The sequence below is a fragment of the Streptococcus saliviloxodontae genome (genome assembly GCF_016908655.1).
In the GTDB taxonomy this organism is placed as follows: Bacteria; Bacillota; Bacilli; order Lactobacillales; family Streptococcaceae; genus Streptococcus; species Streptococcus saliviloxodontae.
In genome coordinates this window covers 34,531-49,720 of sequence record NZ_JAFBEI010000014.1, presented here as the reverse complement: position 1 = coordinate 49,720, position 15,190 = coordinate 34,531, and the positions used below count along the sequence as shown (strand labels likewise).

Sequence of the window (15,190 nt, the reverse complement as noted above, 5' to 3'; positions counted from 1 at the left end):
TTATCCTTTGACAAATATCTAAGCCGACTACTTTAGGTCAAAAAAGGTTCTGTCGTTCAGAAAATGAAATGGAGTATCTCATGCGTTTGTCGTGCGAAGTAAGTAAAAAGGCTTTACAGAGCCTTTTTTTCGTGTTATAATTAAATTTGTGTGAAATAATAGCAGAGAAACATGAAGCTCGTCAACAGGTGTCTTGAAATAAGTAACCTTGGCTGTTTAGGCGAAGGGCACCTGCACGAATCAGGGTTTCTTAAGACGTTATTTCCTCACTATTATTTTAAGAGGAGGGCATTATAAATGTCACGTTATACAGGTCCATCATGGAAACAATCACGTCGCCTTGGTTTGTCACTTACAGGCACAGGTAAAGAATTGGCACGTCGTAACTACGTACCAGGTCAACACGGTCCAAACAACCGTTCAAAACTTTCAGAATACGGTTTGCAACTTGCTGAGAAACAAAAACTTCGTTTCTCATACGGTTTGGGTGAAAAACAATTCCGTAACTTGTTCGTACAAGCTACTAAAGTTAAAGGTGGAACACTTGGTTTCAACTTTATGGTTCTTCTTGAGCGTCGTCTTGACAACGTTGTTTACCGCCTTGGTCTTGCAACTACTCGTCGTCAAGCACGTCAATTCGTAAACCACGGTCACATCCTTGTTGACGGTAAACGTGTTGATATCCCATCATTCCGCGTTGAAGTTGGTCAAGTGATTTCTGTTCGTGAAAAATCAGCTAAAGTTCCAGCTATTCTTGAAGCAGTTGAAGCAACAATCGGTCGCCCAGCATTCGTATCATTCGATGCTGAAAAACTTGAAGGTTCATTGACTCGTCTTCCAGAACGTGATGAAATCAACCCAGAAATCAACGAAGCACTTGTCGTTGAATTCTACAACAAAATGCTTTAATTTTAAAGACAATCAAAAAGAACTTGGAATGTATGTATTTCAAGTTCTTTTTTGTTTTGGATGAGCTTAAGGTAACAATTTTAGGAGGAGCTTGGTCATTTCCTCTGGTGTTTCAATCTTTCCTTTTGCAATCCAGGCTTGAAAAATGCCGAAGACAGCTTGTGAAAAGTAGATGCTAGCATAGTCATGCTCAACAAGATTTAAATCGGTATGACCAAATCGCTCAAAGGTGTTGCGATCGATAAATCTCCTGACTTTTGTGAGAAGGAATCCTTGGAGCTCTTGGGATCCATTGCTACTGATGAGAGCAGATAATAGCTCTTCTCGCTTAAACAAGGAGAAGATATCAATTAGGGCTGCTTGTTTATCATTGTGGTGCTGATTAAAGATATCTTCGATGACTAGAAAGAGTTCTTTTTGATACGAATCAATCATCTCGTACTTGTCTTTGAAGTGGGTATAAAAGCTGGATCGACTGATACCAGCAGTTCGAGCTAGGTTGATGGTAGTAATATCATTAAATGTTTGTGTCTGTAGACAGGTTACCATGGCTTTTAAAATTGCTTTTCGTGTATTTTCTTTTCGATGATCCATTGTTAAAATTCCTTTATGAACATTTTTGGACATTGTGTCTAAAAAATGGTTATTTTGCTTGATTATTATCAATAGCTCTGTATAATATAGTTTATCAAAACTTAGACAGTATGTCTAAAAAGGAGTAACGGATGTTTTCTAAGTTAAAATCATTATTAAGGAAACCTATGGTTTGGATAACTATGATTGGTGTTTCTTGTTTGCCTGCTCTATATAATCTTAGTTTTCTAACATCAATGTGGGATCCCTATGGAAATCTCAATCATTTACCTGTTGCGGTTGTCAATGAGGACAAGGTTGCACAGTTAAATGGGAAGCAAGTGACTATCGGTAAAGATATGACACGTCGACTCTCTAAGAGTGATGATATGGACTTTCATATTGTATCTGCTCAAACAGCTAAGAAAGGGTTGGAATCGGGTAGTTACTATATGGTCATTACCCTACCTAAAGATTTATCACAAAAATCAACAACCCTTCTAACTACCCATCCAGAGAAAATGACGATAAAGTATGAGACATCAAAAGGACGTAGTTTTGTTGCTGCTAAGATGAGTGATTCTGCAGCTACAGCGCTAACCAAAAAAATCTCAGAGCAAGTGACAGGTACTTATACGAAATCTGTTTTTGCTAGTCTTTCACAATTGCAATCCGGTATGAAACAAGCTTCATCTGGAGGAAAAGCCTTGGTTGATGGTGCAGATAAGCTTGAGGCGGGAGGACAAACTTTATCAACTGGCTTGTCTAAATTAGCAACTTCAACAAATACATTGACAGATGGTGCAGGAACTTTAGAATCTGGTTTGGCTACCTATACAGGAGGCGTGTCGCAGGTTTCATCTGGTTTATCAACTCTGTCAACAGGTCTATCTACTTACACTAGCGGCGTTTCCACTTTGGCAAGTGGTGCTGGTCAATTGGATTCGAAATCAGAGTCGCTAGTTCAAGCTGTCGCACAATTGAAGGAAAAATCAACTCAGGTTCAAAGCTTGGTTGATGGTGCGGATAAGTTAAACAGTGGCTTATCACAATTAGCTAGTTCAAGTACGCTCTCTGCAGAGCAAACCAATCAAATTAATAGCTTGATTTCAGGCTTGCCTCAATTACAGTCAGCTATTAGCCAACTCAATGCTAGTTTATCTCAAACAGCTCAGCCAGTCTCATCTATTGATACTAGTAGTATTTCAACGCTCTTGGGAGATATGTCTAGCCAAGCACAGGCTATTTTGTCAGCTGCAGAGTCAGATAAGGCGTCAAGCCTTTCGGCAGTTCAATCTACTGCTGCTTATCAGAGCATGACTGCAGATCAGCAGGCGGAGATTACAGGTGCTTTGAGTGGTAGTTCTTCTTCAGTAGCTTCCTATGCTCAAACTCTCTTGTCAGATTTAGCATCTATGTCAACAGTCATGTCTAACTTACAAACAGGTTTACAGGCTATTCAAACTGCAGGTGCACAGATGAGCAATCTTCAAGCATCCGTTAGCCAGATTGATGCATCCGCTTCTATTGTATTACCAGGAGTGTCATCTGCTTTGACTAGCCTATCTACCGGCTTATCCCAAGTCAATACAGCCTTGACTAATCAAATTGTACCAGGAAGTAGTCAGCTTACTTCGGGAGTTTCTCAACTTCAAACAGCTTTATCGAGTGGAGCAGATCAGTTATTATCAGGGGTAAGAGCTTATACTGGAGCAGTCTCATCCATCAATTTAGGCGCTCAAAAATTAGCAGCTAATAATAATCAGTTGACTAGTGGGGTAGCTCAATTACAAACAGGTGCTTCACAATTAGATAGTAACTCATCTAAATTGATGAGCGGTAGCAGTCAATTGACAACTGGAGCAGCTCAGTTAGCTAATGGAGCAGGTCAATTATCATCTGGATCTGATACTTTGACAAGTGGTTTAAGCACCCTATCAGCAGGGGTGACTAGTTTGTCAGACTCATTGGCCACAGCAAGTGACCAGCTAACCTTAGTCTCTGTGACTGATAAAAATGCTAAAGCTGTCGTTAGCCCAGTTAGCCTCAAGAAGAAGGATAGAGATAAAGTGAAGACAAATGGTGTCGGATTAGCGCCTTATATGATGTCCGTAGCGATGATGGTTGCAGCTTTATCAGCAAATGTCATTTTTGCGAAATCTCTTGATGGTAAATCATTTGCTAGCCGTTGGGATTGGGCAAAGAGTAAGTTAATGGTCAATGGCCTGATTGCTACTCTAGGAGCGTTGATTTTATATACTGTTGTTCGCTTGATTGGTGTCGATCCTAATTATCATATGGCTACTCTAGGGTTAACAGTATTGATTTCATGGACATTGATGACGCTAGTAACAGCCTTAATTGGATGGAATAGTCGTTTCGGCTCATTTGCTGCCTTGATTGTGCTATTATTACAACTAGGATCAAGTGCAGGAACTTATCCTATCGAACTTAGTCCGAAATTCTTCCAGGTCATTCAACCTTATCTTCCGATGACTTATGCTGTTTCGGGTCTTCGCCAAACGATTTCGATGAGAGGGGACATTACTCATCAAGTCTTTGTTTTAGGCCTCTTTCTAGTAGGATTTATGGTTCTAGGTTTACTCATTTATCATCCAGAGGAAGAAGATTAATGTGGAAAATAGCAGAGCAAATTACTTGCTTTGCTATTTCTGATAGGATAGACTAGTACAGTTAAATCATTGGAAAAGGAAATATTATGTCAGTTATTACACTTATTTTAGCAACTTTAGTAGCTTTGGAACATCTTTATATTATGTACCTCGAAACATTTGCAACCCAATCTGATAGCACGGGACGAGTCTTCAATATGTCTAAAGAAGAGCGTGAGCGTGACTCGGTGGATAAACTTTTCAAAAATCAAGGTATCTATAATGGTTTGATTGCCCTTTTCATGCTTTACGGTATCTTTACAGGAAACGTAACGGTTGTTACTATCTTCTTGCTCAATGTTGTCCTAGCAGCAGCTTACGGTGCCCTCACAGCAGATAAGAAAATCATCTTGACACAAGGTGGCTTAGCAATCTTAGCTCTAGTTAGTCTCTTGTTTTAACATAAAAATCCATCTAGACAAAAAACTAGGTGGATTTTATTTTTATTGGATAGAGACATCACTGACTGAGGACTGAATGGTAAGAAAATTAGTTTTACTGTCCTTAAGTTGGTTTGTAATAGTGTTGTCTTCGTTGTCAGTTTTGTCAATTAATGTTAGGTCATAGCTATCTAAGGTGATATCAATATCACCGCTATTAGAGACAATAGTATTCTCTCCCAAGAATTTAACGCCGTTAGCATAGTAATCTCCAGTTGATAGTGTTAACATACTGTCTGTAAGACTAAGATGATCGAAGTCTGTGTCACCAGTTTGGAGGTTTATTTGAGATTTTTTAAGTTGGCTATTAGAGGCATAGAGGTCACCCAGTTTGAGTGTCAAGTTGGTATTAGAGATGTCACTATTATTTGCTGTGAAATCTCCAGATGTGACTGTCAGATTGAGATTGGAGACGGTTTGGTTATTAAGTGATACAGAGCCTGAAAAATGACCATAAATAGATGAAATAACCTGTTTTTTAGGAATGTAGAGGATGATTTCATTAACGTATTGTCCTGTCCAGTGATTATTTTTGATCATACCGATGAGATCGCTGAGTTTCAGATGATTAATTTGATAATCTGAAGTAGAAGAGTTATTCTTATCAGTAATTGTCAATGTTTTATCTTTGTTGGTAATATTGATACCATTTTTGGCATAGCTGATGTAGGCTTGATCCTTGTCCGTTGTTTTGATAGTAAGGTCGTGAAATCCAGTCTTCTGATTAGTGTCCTCAAGTTTGATACTAGTAAAGTTATCTAGGGATTTCTTATAGAAAGTCTGCTTGTGTTCTTGTTGATATAGCGTATTAAGCTCATCAATACCTCCAGTAAAATAACCAATAGCAGTTAATAGGATTCCCAAAACTAGACCGAAACTGGCAATAACCAGAATAAGTTTCTTTATTTTTTTCATGATTTTCTCCCTTTTTGAATCATCCATTTGATAAATCTAAACAGTAATCTCACAAACCATTCGAAGATCAGATAGCCTAAAAAGATCACGATAATAGCACAGCTAATGATGATCAGTCCAAGTCCGATACCCAAAAGACCTCCAGAAAAACTAGTTGCTAAGCTTGTAAGTCCACTGTAAATGATACTTGCCCCCAATACTCCTCCTGCAAAAAGAATACCTAATAAAGTAATGAAAGCAGCGAAAAAGATTGCGATGACAGTGATGATAGCTGCCGATAGTATCAGAAATAGCGGAATGGCTACTGGTGAGGCTAGCACTGCCAAGAGGGTGATCCAAAGCAGACTCAAGTGCTTCTTCGGAGATGTTACCTGTTCATCCATTTTATCATCGAGGAGTTGATAGAGGATATCACTAGCTGCCTCTTTTGGGCTACCAAGCTCTTCAATCACTTGAGCTACGTTTTCAGGACCTGCCTCGTCAAAATACTCTATGAAGTAGTCCATGGCTTCTTCGTAGTCTTCTTTTGGTAGGCGTTTGAGGTAACGCTCTAGTTGTGTCAGGTATTCAGTCCTTGTCATGTCTTAATCTCCCTTCAATAATCCCATCTACTGTATCTTTGTAGCTCTGCCATTCTCCACGAAGAAAGGCAAGGTGATCAGTCCCTTCTGGTGTGATGCGGTAGTATTTTCTTTTTCGTCCTTGATATTCTTGACTGTAGGTCGTCACGTAGCCCGCCTGACCGATTTTTTTGAGAATGGGGTAGAGCGTTGACTCTTTGATGTTGGCGACTAGCTTGATGGTTTGGCTAATCTCATAACCATAGGAGTCATTCTTCTCAATAATACTCAAAATCAAAAATTCAATCAGAGTTGCTGATGTTGGAAAGTACATCTCAGTCCTCCTTTATGTATAAATTTTATATATAAATATTTTACACATAGAGTATAAAATATTTTAAAAAAGCTGTCAAGAAAAATATATAAAAATTTTATATATTTTTCTTGACAGGAGATTAACAGTGTTGACGAAGTTAAGTCATAAGTTCAATGATCTAATTTGAATCATTAATCTTTTTTCTTGCTAAAATTTTCATTTTCTCCTAAAATAGTTAATTAGATTAATTAAGTTAATTAACTATTTTAGGAGGATTTATGTCTGATACTAGTCAACTTATCAAAAAAATTTATCATATGATGGGGAGAGTCTACTATGATTTGGGTATGGAAATCGAAAAAAATATCAACCTTAGTGAACGTGATGTTTATTATCTTGGTATTATTTATCGAAATCAGCCCCTAAAATTATCTGAATTTGCTCAAATATCACGAGTATCAAAACCAGCGGCAACACAAATTGTCAATCGTTTTTTAGACAAAGACTATGTTACCAAGGTAAACTCATCAAAGGATAGACGTGTCTCATTTATTAGTTTATCACCAGACATGCTACATTATTTTCAAGAAAGCGAACAGGTGCTCGATAAAGTATTTGAGAGTTTGGTAGAGAATCTTACGCCTCAAGAACATGAATCTGCACAAGCTATTCTTACTAAAATGCTAACTTCAGAAAGGAAACTCAATGATTAAAACAATTAAAAATAAGGGACGACAGCTAGAATTTGATGTTGCCAAGGTCTTTGCTATCTTCTTTATGGTGCTCATCCATGTTTATGAGACTATCAACGGTTCTGAAAATGGAGTACTGGCTTCTAAGACATGGGAAATTTTTTTAGAATTTGTTGGAGGACCACTTGCTGCCCCTATTTTCATGCTAGCTATGGGAGTTGGTATGGTTTATACACGTCACAATACTACTAAAGATTTTGCAAAACGTGGGGTACAGTTGCTTGGTTTGGGCTATCTACTTAATTTTCTACGAGGTGTCTTTCCACTTTTATTAGGAAATTTCGTCACAACTACTTTGGGTTGGCAACTTGCAGAAAATCGAACGCATTTTAACCTTTTAGAAAATTTGATGACTGTTGATATCTTGCCTTTTGCTGGATTAACTTTCCTTCTCGTTGCTTTATTAAAACAACTCAGATTTAAAACGTGGCAAATGCTACTTCTTGCACTGATATTATCAACTTTGGGAATGACTGTTGGTCGATTAACTGGTTCACATACGTTGGAGACTTATGTAGTTGGCTTACTTTTCTATTTTAACCAGTACACCAGCTTTCCTTTGACACTATGGTTCGTTTACCCTATCTTTGGTATGTTTTTTGGAGAGCTGTTGCAACAGACAGATAACAAAGATAGATTTTACCAAACTGTACTACAAGTGGCATTGGTAACGTTCATTACAATCACTGCTGTAGCTTATTATTTTAATATTGATTATCGTTACTTTTTTACTTCAGATTTTTATTATCAACAAAATCCTCTATCAACCCTATGGACATTATCCATTGTTCTCATAGCTATGTATCTCTACTACCAGCTCTCTAAACTGATTACAAGTAATTTTATTCTTTCTTGGACGAAATTCATAGGTTCTAATCTCAATCAGATTTATATTATTCATTGGTTAATCATTCCTTATATTGTTGGCTTTGTTGGTAATATCACCCCAATTACAGCAACTCTTTTATCCCTTTGTATTATGCTCTTTTCCATTTGTATTCGTAAAGGTTACCTCCTACTGAAAGATAAAGATCTCCAGTAAAGATAATCTAAAAACCGACACTTATTGGCAAGTTTGTCGGTTTTTTTATTATTTGATAACAGGGCTTAACTTCAATATCTAAATGTTATGTCCATCTAAAAAGGTAGAGTTGTTATTGATTTGTAGTGCAATATAATGAATTTCAAAAATTCAAGAATCGCATAAAATCAAGTATTTTCAGCATATGCTGAAATGTAGAAAAGTGAAGACGGTGGCTCCTGAAAACTGAAAGAGAGGTGATGCTTATGCAAGTATCAGTCAATTTCGACAGAAAGGAGGGAGTATTCTCATCGCTTTGAATATGCAAAAAGAGAGAACCAGTCTGATTCTCTCTCGCTGCTGATTATAAGTCAACCCACTACAGTTGACAAAGAGCCTGAATTTCAAGGAGAAGTCGAGCAGAACAGTTACACAACAGAACAACTCAATCAAGCGTTGGAACTGGAAAACAATAATACGATGTCTGATGAAGATAAAATAGACCTTATCACTCTTAAATATGAAAAAGACATTCAGAAGAAGACCGATAATCTGATTACGCTCTACAAAGACCAATCAAACAAAGAGCTTGATGAGATTCGATTTGAAGATACAAGTTTATAGGTTTATTTTCTATTTATTAAAGAAATTGGCGATTTATTTATTACCTCTAGAAATACCTTTGAAAAAATGGAAGGGTGCATAGGGACATCTTCTGAAAGCCACACAGAAATTATTGAAATAGTGTAATCAATTGAGATTCTAACTGTTTGTTTTGTAGTAAGAGGAGATACGTTAATTTTATTTTCTTCTAAATAGGTAATAATTGGAGTGTAGTAATTATCGAATAGGTATTTTCTCCATTTTAAATCAACTTCAGAATTGTATAATATTTTTAGCCACTCTCTGTAATCGTAAATGACAGGTAAAAGATAAGTAGCTACCCTTTCATAGATTAATGAAACATTTGGATCTGTTAGAACGTTCTCAGAAAAGACAGATAAAATCTTATTGTCTATTTCTTCATGTATATATTTAAATATCTCTTCGGTATTTTTGAAATGTTTTTGATAGATTGCTTGACGGGATATTCCTGCTTCATTAGCAATTTCTGCTAAAGTTAATTTACCTTTTGTTTTGTCACTTGAAGCAATGCGAAGAACAGCATTTACTATTTTCTTCCGTGTGTCTTTTACCATAAAGAACTCCTTTGACAAAAAAATGAAAGTAAAAAATTTACAAAATGAAACTTTTAATTATTTAGCTGTTATAATATCAACAACTATTGTTTTTTTAATTACATTTTGTAAATTTTTTATAGTTTTAAATTTATTAAGCATTAGTTATAATCAAGATGTGAACAAAGAAAATGTTCACATTCAGTGCAATATGGTTTAGGAGGTACTTAATATGTTAGTTATTTTGATTCAAGTAGCTGCTGCCTTGGGTATTCCTACTGCTACAGCTACTACAGTTGTAAATGTTATTCTCAACGCTGGAACACTTATTACTGTTCTAGGAATTATTTCATCAATTGCTTCTAGTGGAGCTACAACTTTGCTTACAGCAGGTTGGGCAGGTTTTAAAGCAACTGTTAAATCGTTAGCGAAGAAAAGTATGGCACGTGCTATTGCCTACTAAATAAAATTCAATAATCGTTATAGTTTAATTATACCATATTGCGCTGGTTTTGTTTTTGGAGAAAATTATGAATCAATATTTATATTTAATTTTTAGAATAGTATTGAGAAGTAAACTGTATAGTTTGAAAAATACTTTTAAGTTTTTGAATCAATTAAAGTTTCGTAATTTAGTTTTTGTGTGGTTACTGATATCGCTTTTTAAATTATTTTGTTCCTTAGTAAGTATTATAATGTTAGACGAACTATTAGCATTTTTTAGAATTCAATTTTTACTACCTTATGTTATAATCTTACTCATATATATATTTAGCATAGAGGAAATTGAAAAACATAATTTTTATCTAAAAGCTATAAAACAGTACTACTTAGAAGCACCTCTTTCCAAAAGGGAATTGGTTAATTTTTTTATAATTTTGCCAAACGTAATAAATCTATTGTTTAAAATAGACACAATTCTCCCTTTTTTATTTTTTAGTATATTTTTATCTAATCATATTTTTGCTGTATCAGCAGTACTTGTGATTTTATACGTTTTGTTACAAAATAGCTACAAGACAGCTATATATGTAATAGAAGAACGCAACGAGTTGAATTTTATTAACAAAGTAATAGGTAGAATATTTTTTTTAATTATTTCTTTTTTTATTGTAAACAAAATATTTAAAATAGTCGTAATATCAATACGAAGTATGAAGGAACTTTTTATAGGCTATAATTATTCTAGTGTTAGTTCTAAATTTGAGGAGAGTCTAAGAAATTTAATTCCTAATACTGAAATATTTTTAAATATTAGTAAAAATTTCTACTTATCCTTATTGCTATTTGCTTTTTTTATTAATATCTTTAATTATATTATAAAAATTAACAAGTTAATTGGATTAGAAAAAGTCATAGTCAAAAAAGGATATGATATTAGCCATTTAAGGATTTTCAAATATATAAATTTTTCAGGTATAGAAAAATTACTGCTAAGGCAAATTCTAGGGGTAAAGAATACATTTTTGTTTTTGGCTGATAATTCTGAAATATTTGTTACTTATTATTTAGTTTACTTAGTTTGTAACAATGTAAATAACTTTTATGTAAAAATTTATATTTTATTAGCTTTTTTTATAATCGGAAATTCGAATATTATAAATTCTTTTGTCATTAAAAATATTGATTTTTTTAGAAATCATAATGATATTCCTGCCATAGGTTATTGGAAAATATCTGAAAAAGGTATAGTTGACCTATATAAAATAAAAAAAGGAATATTAGAAAAAATTACTTACCCTCTTGCAATCGAGCATGTAATTATTTCTTATGTTACTGCAATTACCATATGTAACAATTTGTATGAATTAATAATCTATACAATGTTGCACTTTGTTTTCTTTTTGATATTAAATAAACTGATTAGATTTAATTCGTCTTTATCAACTTTTATGACACCATATGTGTTTGCAAGGTTTTATAAACTATTGAAAGTATCGGCTATATCAGAATACGAATTTGAAATGTATAATAAAATTTACAATTTTTATAAATTTCCTTTGGTTGTTTTAACTCTGTTACCGTTAACACTTCAAATATTTGTTAACATCTTTAATGGAATGACTTTGCTATTTTTAATAGTTTGTTTAGGTATCTATTTCTTATACATTGGCAGAGAAGAGGAATTACTTTTAGAAAAGGGGCAGAATGAATATGAAAAAATTAATGTTTAATATTACTGCCTGTTTGAAATATTTTAAAAATAACTTGATATTCACTTTAATACTCTTTATAGCATCTCTTTTAAGTGGAGTGATTATTTTTCATAGTAATAAAATTCCCATTAACCCAGTTTCCCCTTCATTTAATACTTTGTTATTAAATAACTTATTAGTTTGTTTAACGATAATATTTTCGGGTATAATTTCGTTTGGTTTTTTTGGAAACTTTGTACTTATAGCAAATTCTGTTTTTTTGGGAAGAGTGATTGTTGGTGTATATAATATGTATGGTATTTCCCCAATATTAAAATACCTAGCACCTCATTTTATTTTTGAAATAACAGCATTATTAATAGCAACAGCTATTTCACAAGAAACTAATAAATTCTTTTATAATTTCCGTCATACAGATATTAGGGTAATTAGGATAAAATATGATTTGATTGCTTTATTAATAATGCTTACACTGCTCTGCGTAGCTGCTTTTATTGAATCACAGCTATAATGCTAATGTCGGGAGGTAAAAGAGGATGTTAACAATTAACAATTTAACTTTTAGCTATGATAGTGAAACGAATATTTTCTCTAACTTTAATTTTTTTGTAAAAGAGGGAGAATTCGTTTGTTTAGAGGGCGAAAACGGTACAGGAAAGACAACCTTGCTAAATATCATTGCTGGTTTAACTTATTCACCTAATATGGACATTGAGATGTTCAATGAGAAAATTAGTCAAAATGAATTGAAAAACAGTGTAATTTATGTTCCGACAAAACCAGAATTTTATAATGACTTTACTGTAGAAGAATTTATTGAATTAATTTATTTTCTTTGGAAACAAGAAAAGCAATTTAAAGCACAGGTAAAAAAGAATATTGACTTGCTAGGCTTAACGTTTTCCCCTAATCAAAATGTTGGAAGTTTTTCCCTTGGTATGCAATATAAATTGTATTTATGTGCTTTTTTAGCGATACCCAGAAAAATAATTTTATTAGATGAGCCATTCAATGCACTAGATATTAACAGTAGAGAAATTGCCATAGCAATGGTCAAGGAGTATGTGAGACACAATAGCGGTGCATGTATATTTTCAAGTCATGTAAGAGAAACAATCAATAGTTTAAAAACACGAGTAGTTCCTGTTCAAGGAGAAAATTTATGAGAAAAAATATTCTAAAATTTCTTTATTTAATATTATTTATAGCATATGTGACTGTAGTATTCTTATTTAGAGATAGACAAGAAATAATACTTATAGGTGTTATTAGTCTTCCGATAGTAATGGCGATAATAGGCGTTCTTTTGCTAAAGTCAAAAAGATAAATCATCTTTTATATCACTCCTCTCTAAGATATCTTTTCTTCCCAATTATCTAACTTGCAAGATATTTTTTAATTCCTAATTTGTAAAATTAAGTTAGACATAAAGAGTCGTCAGAGTTATCCTCATTTAATTTTGATTGTTCTAAATGTGAAAGTATATACAAAATGATACTTTTGTGTTATAATATCTGAGAAAGAGGAGGAGAAATTATGCAACTAACAGTTAATAAATGGGGGAATAGTTCAGCTATACGTCTCCCCAAACAATTAGTGCAGCAACTACAATTACATACCAACGATATTCTTGAGTATGAAGTGTCAGGGAACAAGATTATTCTTAAAAAAGCAACGACAGTTCCAGAATTAACGGTTGATGACCTTTTTAAAGATTACCAAGGAGACCCTGTATCTGTAACACCATATCTTTTTGAAAGTGTTGGTAATGAACAATGGTAAGTATTAAGCAAGGGTCTATCATCAAAATTAACCTTGACCCTAAACAAGGTCATGAACAAAAAGGCTACCGTCCTTATATTTGTTTAAGCCATAGTGTTGTCACGAAGTATTCTAACATTGCTATTTTCGCCCCTATCAGCAACACTAAAAGGGACTATCCTTTTTATGTTCCTTTGAAAGAGGTGGAGACAACGGGTAAGGTCTTGCTAGACCAGTTGGTCACCATTGACTTTAATGCTCGTGATTATCGCTATATCGAGGATGTTTCAGATGAATTATTGACTGACTTGTTAGCTCGTGTAAAGGTACTGTTTGAAAAGGGGTAGCATATCGTTAGTTTCTCTTCGTAAAGAAAAATGAGAAAATTTTTACAATCAGCATAGAATTATAAGACAAAAGCCCTTGAAAATAGGGCTTTTCGCTTTATTTAAGTTACATTAACCAATGTGAATTGTGAGAGGTTGGTTAAGGGCAAAAGCAATTTTACTCATGGTCTCAATACTGGTATTGTTACCACGTTCAATGCGTGCAATAGTTGATTGGGGAACATGCGATAGGGCAGCAAGTTCTCGTTGAGACAGTCCAGCCTTTTGTCTAGCATTAGAAACGGCGATTGCGCTTTCTAAAATAGCCTTTTCTCCCAAATAGCCAGCCTTGAAATCATTATTTTTCAGTTCATCTTGTAAAAAATCATCAAATTTAATAGTTGTCATGGTCATTTTCCTCAAATTCTTTTTTCAATTCTTTAGCATGCCGAATTTCACTAGCTGGTGTCTTTTGCGTTTTCTTGGTGAAACCATGTGTGATAACATAACAATTATCGACCACATGAAAATAGAGAGCACGTTGAATATTAGAAGATACCTTTGAGCGGATTTCAAAAATATCACTATCAAGTTTCTTAACCCATTCCATACGCTGAGCTATCAACAATCCTTGCTCCTGAATAACACTAATAGTTGCAAGTAACTTCTGCTTATCTTTTTCTGGCAGGGTTTGTAAAAACTCAATGAATTCGGTGCGCCCATTTAAGCGTGTATAAAATTCAAATTTTGGTTTTTTCATTGTAGTTATATGATAGCATATATTGTTCATAAATGCAATAAATGACCTTTGGTACACAAAAAAGCTCTAGTCTAACTAGAACTTTTTATACTATCCGATTCAATTTTCATTCCTAAAAAGGTAGAGAAAAAAGTAGAGATTTCATTGATTTATACCACAATGTAGCGAAAATCAAAAATTTAAAAATCGCATTAAATCAAGGTTTTCAGCAGGTACTGAAATATAACGAAACCTTATTTTACTTCAGTGAGAAAGTCATGATGTTGTTAACTGTTGATGATGTTTAGAAGCGTTGATTTTATTACGTTTTAGTCAAGGTAAAAATATATAAAATATGATCATTTATTATTTCATGAAGATTTAATCAGTCAAAAATCAGTCAAGTTTGTCTAAAAAAGAAGCAGTGTTAAGAAAAGATAACTTAATAGAATACTAATGGTATCAAAGCTTTAGAAATATTTTTATTTAAATTTTTAAGAAAAATGCACAAAGCTCTTGCAAAGGCTTTCAAAAAGTACTATACTATCAGTGTAGGGTTATTGTTCATATTAAAAAAATATATAAAGTACTATACTATCAGTGTAGGGTTATTGTTCATATTAAAAAAATATATATAGGAGGACAGAGTCATGAAAAAGATGTCTGTACAAGAGCAACAAGCTGTTACTGGTGGAGCAAGTTGGGAATGCTTGCAATGTGGTTATCATAGTGAATGGCACTTATTGACTTCTACTGCAAGTCAAAGAGCATATGAACATGAATCAAGATATGGTCATTATGGTAAGACAAGAGTCAGATAATAACTGACAAGACTTCTGTTTTTAATTTTTAATTATAGCTACTAGCTTATA

The 15,190-nt window shown here is 33.8% G+C and carries 19 protein-coding genes and 1 pseudogene; 13 read left to right on the top strand and 7 right to left on the bottom strand.

Features of this window, described 5'->3' with window-relative positions; genetic code table 11:
* Positions 1-297: 297 nt before the first annotated feature.
* A complete protein-coding gene (rpsD, locus tag JOC31_RS04360) occupies positions 298-909 on the top strand; it encodes a 30S ribosomal protein S4 (protein ID WP_205016944.1) in 612 nt (203 codons plus the stop codon).
* 66 nt (positions 910-975) lie between these two features.
* Here the strand turns inward: rpsD and JOC31_RS04355 are convergent, their stop codons facing one another.
* On the bottom strand, positions 976-1,503 hold the full coding sequence (locus JOC31_RS04355) for a TetR/AcrR family transcriptional regulator (RefSeq protein ID WP_239551646.1): 528 nt from the start codon (positions 1,501-1,503) through the stop codon (positions 976-978).
* Between the two features lie 131 nt (positions 1,504-1,634).
* Between JOC31_RS04355 and JOC31_RS04350 the strand changes: the two genes are divergently transcribed.
* Positions 1,635-4,115: a YhgE/Pip domain-containing protein gene (locus JOC31_RS04350; protein WP_205016942.1), complete on the top strand. Its 2,481-nt coding sequence runs from the start codon at positions 1,635-1,637 to the stop codon at positions 4,113-4,115.
* Between the two features lie 86 nt (positions 4,116-4,201).
* Positions 4,202-4,555, top strand: coding sequence for a DUF1304 domain-containing protein (locus JOC31_RS04345; RefSeq protein ID WP_205016941.1), 354 nt, complete (start codon positions 4,202-4,204; stop codon positions 4,553-4,555).
* 42 nt (positions 4,556-4,597) lie between these two features.
* Here the strand turns inward: JOC31_RS04345 and JOC31_RS04340 are convergent, their stop codons facing one another.
* The 3 genes from JOC31_RS04340 to JOC31_RS04330 are packed head-to-tail and all read right to left on the bottom strand — an operon-like array spanning position 4,598 to position 6,403.
* A complete protein-coding gene (locus JOC31_RS04340; protein ID WP_205016940.1) occupies positions 4,598-5,509 on the bottom strand; it encodes a DUF4097 family beta strand repeat-containing protein in 912 nt (303 codons plus the stop codon).
* Positions 5,506-6,090 carry a DUF1700 domain-containing protein gene (locus JOC31_RS04335; RefSeq protein WP_205016939.1) on the bottom strand — a complete coding sequence of 195 codons (585 nt, stop codon included), beginning with the start codon at positions 6,088-6,090 and terminating at the stop codon, positions 5,506-5,508. Before JOC31_RS04335 ends, JOC31_RS04340 begins: the two co-directional genes overlap by 4 nt.
* A complete protein-coding gene (locus JOC31_RS04330) occupies positions 6,077-6,403 on the bottom strand; it encodes a PadR family transcriptional regulator (RefSeq protein WP_205016938.1) in 327 nt (108 codons plus the stop codon). The genes JOC31_RS04335 and JOC31_RS04330 overlap by 14 nt, the downstream gene beginning before the upstream one ends.
* Positions 6,404-6,663: 260 nt before the next feature.
* Between JOC31_RS04330 and JOC31_RS04325 the strand changes: the two genes are divergently transcribed.
* The 3 genes and pseudogenes from JOC31_RS04325 to JOC31_RS10010 form a co-directional block, all read left to right on the top strand.
* Positions 6,664-7,098: a MarR family winged helix-turn-helix transcriptional regulator gene (locus tag JOC31_RS04325; protein ID WP_205016937.1), complete on the top strand. Its 435-nt coding sequence runs from the start codon at positions 6,664-6,666 to the stop codon at positions 7,096-7,098.
* Positions 7,091-8,179: an acyltransferase family protein gene (locus JOC31_RS04320; RefSeq protein ID WP_205016936.1), complete on the top strand. Its 1,089-nt coding sequence runs from the start codon at positions 7,091-7,093 to the stop codon at positions 8,177-8,179. Before JOC31_RS04325 ends, JOC31_RS04320 begins: the two co-directional genes overlap by 8 nt.
* Positions 8,180-8,557: 378 nt before the next feature.
* Positions 8,558-8,782 (top strand): annotated as a pseudogene (locus JOC31_RS10010) (XRE family transcriptional regulator); the annotation flags it as partial.
* A 2-nt stretch (positions 8,783-8,784) separates the two neighbouring features.
* Here JOC31_RS10010 and JOC31_RS04310 read toward each other — a convergent pair.
* Complete coding sequence (locus tag JOC31_RS04310) at positions 8,785-9,357, bottom strand: TetR/AcrR family transcriptional regulator (RefSeq protein ID WP_205016934.1); 573 nt, start codon at positions 9,355-9,357, stop codon at positions 8,785-8,787.
* A 211-nt stretch (positions 9,358-9,568) separates the two neighbouring features.
* Between JOC31_RS04310 and JOC31_RS04305 the strand changes: the two genes are divergently transcribed.
* From JOC31_RS04305 to JOC31_RS04280, 6 genes are all read left to right on the top strand, one after another.
* The gene (locus JOC31_RS04305; protein WP_205016933.1) at positions 9,569-9,799 is read left to right on the top strand and encodes an uberolysin/carnocyclin family circular bacteriocin; all 231 of its coding nucleotides are present in this window, start codon (positions 9,569-9,571) and stop codon (positions 9,797-9,799) included.
* A 232-nt stretch (positions 9,800-10,031) separates the two neighbouring features.
* Positions 10,032-11,510: a hypothetical protein gene (locus JOC31_RS04300; RefSeq protein ID WP_205016932.1), complete on the top strand. Its 1,479-nt coding sequence runs from the start codon at positions 10,032-10,034 to the stop codon at positions 11,508-11,510.
* The gene (locus tag JOC31_RS04295) at positions 11,491-12,003 is read left to right on the top strand and encodes a stage II sporulation protein M (protein ID WP_205016931.1); all 513 of its coding nucleotides are present in this window, start codon (positions 11,491-11,493) and stop codon (positions 12,001-12,003) included. The genes JOC31_RS04300 and JOC31_RS04295 overlap by 20 nt, the downstream gene beginning before the upstream one ends.
* Before the next feature lie 25 nt (positions 12,004-12,028).
* A complete protein-coding gene (locus JOC31_RS04290; RefSeq protein ID WP_205016930.1) occupies positions 12,029-12,658 on the top strand; it encodes an ATP-binding cassette domain-containing protein in 630 nt (209 codons plus the stop codon).
* A gap of 370 nt (positions 12,659-13,028) precedes the next feature.
* Positions 13,029-13,274: an AbrB/MazE/SpoVT family DNA-binding domain-containing protein gene (locus JOC31_RS04285; protein ID WP_205016929.1), complete on the top strand. Its 246-nt coding sequence runs from the start codon at positions 13,029-13,031 to the stop codon at positions 13,272-13,274.
* Positions 13,268-13,600: a type II toxin-antitoxin system PemK/MazF family toxin gene (locus tag JOC31_RS04280; RefSeq protein ID WP_205016928.1), complete on the top strand. Its 333-nt coding sequence runs from the start codon at positions 13,268-13,270 to the stop codon at positions 13,598-13,600. The genes JOC31_RS04285 and JOC31_RS04280 overlap by 7 nt, the downstream gene beginning before the upstream one ends.
* A gap of 111 nt (positions 13,601-13,711) precedes the next feature.
* On the opposite strand, the gene JOC31_RS04275 is transcribed toward JOC31_RS04280, so the two are convergent.
* Together JOC31_RS04275 and JOC31_RS04270 are read right to left on the bottom strand one after the other, a co-directional pair.
* Positions 13,712-13,987, bottom strand: a complete 276-nt coding sequence (locus tag JOC31_RS04275; protein ID WP_205016927.1) for a helix-turn-helix domain-containing protein — start codon at positions 13,985-13,987, stop codon at positions 13,712-13,714.
* Complete coding sequence (locus JOC31_RS04270; RefSeq protein WP_205016926.1) at positions 13,974-14,339, bottom strand: type II toxin-antitoxin system RelE/ParE family toxin; 366 nt, start codon at positions 14,337-14,339, stop codon at positions 13,974-13,976. Before JOC31_RS04270 ends, JOC31_RS04275 begins: the two co-directional genes overlap by 14 nt.
* Positions 14,340-14,968: 629 nt before the next feature.
* On the opposite strand from JOC31_RS04270, the gene JOC31_RS04265 reads away from it, so the two are divergent.
* Positions 14,969-15,139, top strand: a complete 171-nt coding sequence (locus JOC31_RS04265) for a hypothetical protein (protein ID WP_205016925.1) — start codon at positions 14,969-14,971, stop codon at positions 15,137-15,139.
* Positions 15,140-15,190 lie beyond the last annotated feature (51 nt).

What these genes read in the sequence shown, in the direction of transcription:
- rpsD (WP_205016944.1), top strand. Translation starts at nt 298, where the DNA reads ATGTCACGTTATACAGGTCCATCATGGAAACAATCACGTCGCCTTGGT.
- JOC31_RS04355 (WP_239551646.1), bottom strand. Translation starts at nt 1,503, where the DNA reads ATGGATCATCGAAAAGAAAATACACGAAAAGCAATTTTAAAAGCCATG.
- JOC31_RS04350 (WP_205016942.1), top strand. Translation starts at nt 1,635, where the DNA reads ATGTTTTCTAAGTTAAAATCATTATTAAGGAAACCTATGGTTTGGATA.
- JOC31_RS04345 (WP_205016941.1), top strand. Translation starts at nt 4,202, where the DNA reads ATGTCAGTTATTACACTTATTTTAGCAACTTTAGTAGCTTTGGAACAT.
- JOC31_RS04340 (WP_205016940.1), bottom strand. Translation starts at nt 5,509, where the DNA reads ATGAAAAAAATAAAGAAACTTATTCTGGTTATTGCCAGTTTCGGTCTA.
- JOC31_RS04335 (WP_205016939.1), bottom strand. Translation starts at nt 6,090, where the DNA reads ATGACAAGGACTGAATACCTGACACAACTAGAGCGTTACCTCAAACGC.
- JOC31_RS04330 (WP_205016938.1), bottom strand. Translation starts at nt 6,403, where the DNA reads ATGTACTTTCCAACATCAGCAACTCTGATTGAATTTTTGATTTTGAGT.
- JOC31_RS04325 (WP_205016937.1), top strand. Translation starts at nt 6,664, where the DNA reads ATGTCTGATACTAGTCAACTTATCAAAAAAATTTATCATATGATGGGG.
- JOC31_RS04320 (WP_205016936.1), top strand. Translation starts at nt 7,091, where the DNA reads ATGATTAAAACAATTAAAAATAAGGGACGACAGCTAGAATTTGATGTT.
- JOC31_RS04310 (WP_205016934.1), bottom strand. Translation starts at nt 9,357, where the DNA reads ATGGTAAAAGACACACGGAAGAAAATAGTAAATGCTGTTCTTCGCATT.
- JOC31_RS04305 (WP_205016933.1), top strand. Translation starts at nt 9,569, where the DNA reads ATGTTAGTTATTTTGATTCAAGTAGCTGCTGCCTTGGGTATTCCTACT.
- JOC31_RS04300 (WP_205016932.1), top strand. Translation starts at nt 10,032, where the DNA reads ATGTTAGACGAACTATTAGCATTTTTTAGAATTCAATTTTTACTACCT.
- JOC31_RS04295 (WP_205016931.1), top strand. Translation starts at nt 11,491, where the DNA reads ATGAAAAAATTAATGTTTAATATTACTGCCTGTTTGAAATATTTTAAA.
- JOC31_RS04290 (WP_205016930.1), top strand. Translation starts at nt 12,029, where the DNA reads ATGTTAACAATTAACAATTTAACTTTTAGCTATGATAGTGAAACGAAT.
- JOC31_RS04285 (WP_205016929.1), top strand. Translation starts at nt 13,029, where the DNA reads ATGCAACTAACAGTTAATAAATGGGGGAATAGTTCAGCTATACGTCTC.
- JOC31_RS04280 (WP_205016928.1), top strand. Translation starts at nt 13,268, where the DNA reads ATGGTAAGTATTAAGCAAGGGTCTATCATCAAAATTAACCTTGACCCT.
- JOC31_RS04275 (WP_205016927.1), bottom strand. Translation starts at nt 13,987, where the DNA reads ATGACAACTATTAAATTTGATGATTTTTTACAAGATGAACTGAAAAAT.
- JOC31_RS04270 (WP_205016926.1), bottom strand. Translation starts at nt 14,339, where the DNA reads ATGAAAAAACCAAAATTTGAATTTTATACACGCTTAAATGGGCGCACC.
- JOC31_RS04265 (WP_205016925.1), top strand. Translation starts at nt 14,969, where the DNA reads ATGAAAAAGATGTCTGTACAAGAGCAACAAGCTGTTACTGGTGGAGCA.